This window comes from Actinomyces sp. Z5 (genome assembly GCF_003287795.1).
GTDB classification, from domain to species: Bacteria; Actinomycetota; Actinomycetes; order Actinomycetales; family Actinomycetaceae; genus Actinomyces; species Actinomyces glycerinitolerans.
The window spans coordinates 1-5,113 of record NZ_QMIN01000031.1; the positions used below are offsets into that span (position 1 = coordinate 1).

At 66.3% G+C, this 5,113-nt stretch carries 4 protein-coding genes; all 4 read left to right on the top strand.

Annotated features, from left to right (window positions below; genetic code table 11):
* Window positions 1-575: 575 nt before the first annotated feature.
* The gene (gene rpsL / locus DRB06_RS03350) at window positions 576-950 is read left to right on the top strand and encodes a 30S ribosomal protein S12 (RefSeq protein ID WP_073327562.1); all 375 of its coding nucleotides are present in this window, start codon (window positions 576-578) and stop codon (window positions 948-950) included.
* Entirely contained in the window at window positions 950-1,420 is a 471-nt protein-coding gene (rpsG, locus tag DRB06_RS03355; RefSeq protein WP_073327560.1) for a 30S ribosomal protein S7, read from the top strand. Before rpsL ends, rpsG begins: the two co-directional genes overlap by 1 nt.
* A 75-nt stretch (window positions 1,421-1,495) precedes the next feature.
* Window positions 1,496-3,631 (top strand): elongation factor G, encoded by a 2,136-nt coding sequence (fusA, locus tag DRB06_RS03360; protein ID WP_073327558.1) that lies wholly within the window; start codon window positions 1,496-1,498, stop codon window positions 3,629-3,631.
* A 199-nt stretch (window positions 3,632-3,830) separates the two neighbouring features.
* On the top strand, window positions 3,831-5,021 hold the full coding sequence (tuf, locus tag DRB06_RS03365) for an elongation factor Tu (protein WP_073327557.1): 1,191 nt from the start codon (window positions 3,831-3,833) through the stop codon (window positions 5,019-5,021).
* Window positions 5,022-5,113 lie beyond the last annotated feature (92 nt).

Here is a 5,113-nt window from a genome sequence, read left to right on the forward strand (position 1 = left end):
ACGAACTGTCACCGATGTCCTGACACAGAACTGTCACCGATGTCCTGAGACATAACAGGTACGAACCGTCGTCGGATGTGCCGAACCGTCGACCGCAACGTACGAACCGTCAGGTGAACACACGAGCCGTCGGGTGAAGGCGCGCGCCGCATCACCGGAACCCGCACGCATCGCCCTTCACCCGGCGAACCGCCACCTGTCGGCCGGCCACGTCCCCATACTTGAAGGGCCGGTCATAGTGACCGGGCTCGGTGGGGCAGCACGTGGCCAGGAACACCCCGACGCCGTCTGGCGTGCAGTGTCATGCCCGGGTAGTGTGCCCCACTGGTGCCCGCGTGCGGGCCACCGTTCTCCATTCCGTTCCCAGCCACTCGGAGCTCAGGCTCCGGTCGGTGACGCGGGTCTGCCGCGGCGGGAACCGACGGGCCCCGTCACGGGGCTCCGGACGCATCGCCGTCGGCCGGGCCGACGCCGAGCGGGCCGGCCCTCACCGTGGCGCAGTGCGCCGTCGCGGGGGAGCGGGTCGGCACGTGGGCAGCGACAGCCCGCAAGCACTTCAAGATGGAGAATCAGTAGTGCCCACGATTCAGCAGCTGGTCCGCAAGGGCCGCTCGACCAAGCGCGCGGCGTCCAAGACGCCGGCGCTCAAGTCCAGTCCGCAGCGCCGTGGCGTATGCACCCGTGTGTACACCACGACCCCGAAGAAGCCGAACTCCGCCCTGCGTAAGGTCGCCCGTGTGCGCCTTTCCACCGGTATCGAGGTTACGGCCTACATCCCCGGTGAGGGGCACAACCTCCAGGAGCACTCGATCGTGCTCGTCCGCGGTGGTCGTGTGAAGGACCTTCCCGGTGTCCGCTACCACATCGTGCGCGGCTCCCTCGACACCCAGGGTGTCAAGGGCCGCCAGCAGGCACGTTCCAAGTACGGCGCCAAGAAGGAGAAGAACTAATGCCTCGTAAGGGTCCCGCACCCCGGCGCCCGTTGGCCGTCGACCCGGTCTACGGCTCGCCCGTCGTCACCCAGCTCGTCAACCGCGTCCTGCTTGACGGCAAGAAGGCGACCGCCGAGCGCATCGTCTACGGCGCCCTCGAGGGCGTGCGTTCCAAGACCGACCAGGATCCGGTCTCGGTGCTCAAGCGCGCCCTGGACAACATTCGCCCGTCCCTGGAGGTCCGCTCCCGCCGCGTCGGTGGTGCGACCTACCAGGTCCCGGTCGAGGTTCGCCCCAACCGCGCCACCACCCTCGCCCTGCGCTGGCTCGTGGACTTCTCCCGCCAGCGGCGCGAGAACACCATGACCGAGCGGCTCATGAACGAGATCCTGGACGCCTCCAACGGTCTCGGCGCCGCCGTCAAGCGGCGCGAGGACATGCACCGAATGGCCGAGTCCAACAAGGCCTTCGCTCACTACCGCTGGTAATCAACCGCACGCCCCCGGGCCCCAGGGCCCGGGCGGCGCCCAACTCCCGCACCACAAGAACGAAGGACATCACTAGTGGCACTAGACGTGCTGACTGACCTCACCAAGGTCCGCAACATCGGCATCATGGCTCACATCGATGCCGGCAAGACGACCGTGACGGAGCGCATCCTGTTCTACACGGGCATCAACTACAAGATCGGCGAGACGCACGACGGCGCCTCGACGATGGACTGGATGGAACAGGAGCAGGAGCGCGGTATCACCATTACCTCCGCGGCCACCACCTGCTTCTGGAAGGACAACCAGATCAACATCATCGACACCCCCGGCCACGTCGACTTCACGGTCGAGGTCGAGCGCTCCCTGCGTGTGCTCGACGGCGCGGTCGCTGTCTTCGACGGCAAGGAGGGCGTCGAGCCCCAGTCCGAGACGGTGTGGCGCCAGGCGGACAAGTACAACGTGCCCCGCATCTGCTACATCAACAAGATGGACAAGCTGGGTGCGAACTTCGACTTCTCCGTACAGACGATTCGCGACCGGCTTCAGGCCACCCCGATTGTCGTCAACTTCCCCATCGGTGCCGAGAACGAGTTCTCCGGCGTCGTCGACGTGCTGGAGATGCGGGCCATCCGCTTCCCCGAGAAGGACGCCGACGGCAAGGACACCCGCGGCAGCGTCGTCGTTTACGAGGACATCCCGGCCGAGCTGGTCTCCCGCGCCGAGGAGCTGCGCAACGAGCTCATCGAGACGGTTGCCGAGGCCGACGACGAGCTGATGGAGAAGTACCTGGAGGGCGAGGAGCTGTCGGTCGCCGAGCTCAAGCGCGGCATCCGCAAGCTCACCATCGCCGGCGAGGCCTTCCCGGTCTTCGCCGGGTCCGCCTTCAAGAACAAGGGCATTCAGCCCGTGCTCGACGGCGTGCTCGACTACCTGCCCTCCCCGCTGGACGTGCCCGACGTTGAGGGGCACGTCCCCGGAGACGAGTCCAAGGTCATCACCCGCAAGGCCGATGAGCACGAGCCCTTCTCCGCGCTGGCCTTCAAGGTCGCCACGCACCCGTTCTACGGCAAGCTCGTGTACGTGCGCGTGTACTCCGGCAAGGTCTCCCAGGGCGACACGATCCTGAACGCCACCAAGGGCCGCAAGGAGCGCGTCGGCAAGCTCTTCCAGATGCACTCCAACAAGGAGAACCCGGTGGAGCAGGCCCACGCCGGCCACATCTACGCGTTCATCGGGCTGAAGGACGTCACCACCGGTGACACCCTGTCCGCCCAGGGCGACCCGATCATCCTGGAGTCGATGACCTTCCCGGACCCGGTGATCCACGTGGCCATCGAGCCCAAGACCAAGGGCGACCAGGAGAAGCTCGGCGTCGCCATTCAGAAGCTCTCCGAGGAGGACCCGACCTTCACGGTCGAGCTCGACGAGGAGACCGGCCAGACCGTCATCGGCGGTATGGGCGAGCTGCACCTGGACGTCTTCGTGGACCGCATGCGGCGCGAGTTCAAGGTGGAGGCGAACGTCGGTAACCCGATGGTCGCCTACCGCGAGACCATCCGCAAGAAGGTCGACAAGGTCGAGTACACGCACAAGAAGCAGACCGGTGGCTCCGGCCAGTTCGCGAAGGTGCTCATGTCCTTCGAGCCGCTGACTCACGACGACGCGGACGAGGAGGGCGAGAACAAGCACTACGAGTTCGTCAACGCCGTCACCGGTGGCCGCGTGCCCCGTGAGTTCATCCCCAGCGTCGACGCCGGCGTGCAGGAGGCCATGACCACGGGTGTGCTGGCCGGTTACCCGATGGTGGACGTCAAGGCGACTCTGGTCGACGGCGGCTACCACGAGGTCGACTCCTCCGAGATGGCCTTCAAGATCGCCGGCTCCATGGCCTTCAAGGAGGGCGCCAAGCGTGCCAAGCCGGTTCTGCTGGAGCCGGTCATGGCCGTCGAGGTGCGCACCCCCGAGGAGTACATGGGCGACGTCATCGGCGACCTGAACTCCCGGCGCGGCATGGTCCAGTCGATGGAGGACGCGCAGGGCGTGAAGGTCATCAAGGCCAACGTCCCGCTGTCGGAGATGTTCGGGTACGTGGGCGACCTGCGTTCCAAGACCCAGGGGCGCGCCGTGTACTCCATGGAGTTCGACTCCTACGCCGAGGTTCCCAAGAACGTCGCGGACGAGGTCATCGCCAAGGCCAAGGGCGAGTGACCCAGACCGCACCGGTGCCGGGGCGCGGCGGCGCGAGCCGTCCGCCCCGGCCCCACCCGGCCCCGGAATTGCCTCCGGGGCAACTCATCCAAGTAAGATTTCCAACAATTCATCAGTAGACACTCTCGCAGTCGGTACGGCTACCATGTGCTAGTCGATCCCCGACGAAGAGAACTACCCGAGTCCCAGGAGGACACCAGTGGCCAAGGCCAAGTTCGAGCGGACCAAGCCGCACGTCAACATCGGAACGATCGGTCACGTCGACCACGGTAAGACGACGCTGACCGCAGCGATCTCCAAGGTCCTGCACGACGAGTACCCGGACCTGAACCCCTTCACTCCCTTCGACGAGATCGACAAGGCTCCCGAGGAGCGCCAGCGCGGTATCACCATCAACATCGCGCACGTCGAGTACGAGACCGCCAAGCGTCACTACGCTCACGTCGACGCCCCCGGTCACGCCGACTACATCAAGAACATGATCACCGGTGCCGCGCAGATGGACGGCGCCATCCTGGTGGTCGCCGCCACCGACGGCCCCATGGCCCAGACCCGCGAGCACGTTCTGCTCGCCCGTCAGGTCGGCGTCCCCGCCCTGCTGGTCGCCCTGAACAAGGCCGACATGGTCGACGACGAGGAGCTCCTCGAGCTGGTCGAGATGGAGGTCCGCGAGCTGCTGTCCTCCCAGGACTACGACGGCGACAACGCCCCTGTGATCCGCGTGTCCGCGCTCAAGGCCCTCGAGGGCGACCCCGAGTGGACCGCTAAGATCAAGGAGCTCATGGACGCGGTCGACGAGTACATCCCGACCCCCGAGCGTGACATGGACAAGCCGTTCCTCATGCCCATCGAGGACGTCTTCACCATCACCGGTCGCGGCACCGTCGTCACCGGTCGTGTCGAGCGCGGCAAGCTGCCGATCAACTCCGAGGTCGAGATCCTCGGTATCCGCGAGGCGCAGAAGACCACCGTCACCGGCATCGAGATGTTCCACAAGTCCATGGACGAGGCGTGGGCCGGTGAGAACTGCGGTCTGCTGCTGCGCGGCACCCGTCGTGAGGACGTCGAGCGCGGTCAGGTCGTCTGCAAGCCCGGCTCCATCACCCCGCACACCCAGTTCGAGGGCCACGTCTACATCCTGACCAAGGATGAGGGCGGCCGCCACAACCCCTTCTACTCGAACTACCGTCCGCAGTTCTACTTCCGCACCACGGACGTCACCGGCGTCATCACGCTGCCCGAGGGCACCGAGATGGTCATGCCCGGCGACACCACCGAGATGTCCGTCGAGCTGATCCAGCCCATCGCCATGGAGGAGGGCCTCGGCTTCGCCATCCGTGAGGGTGGCCGCACCGTCGGCTCCGGCCGCGTCACCAAGATCATCAAGTGACGAGCCACGGCGCTCCATGCGCTGACGCAGCTGCGGGCACTGGCTCGCGGTGAGGCTTCGCGGGAGGCCCGCCACCCACACCGGGTGGCGGG

Excerpts from the sequence above, each read along its gene's own strand:
- rpsG (WP_073327560.1), top strand. The coding sequence starts at position 950 with ATGCCTCGTAAGGGTCCCGCACCCCGGCGCCCGTTGGCCGTCGACCCG.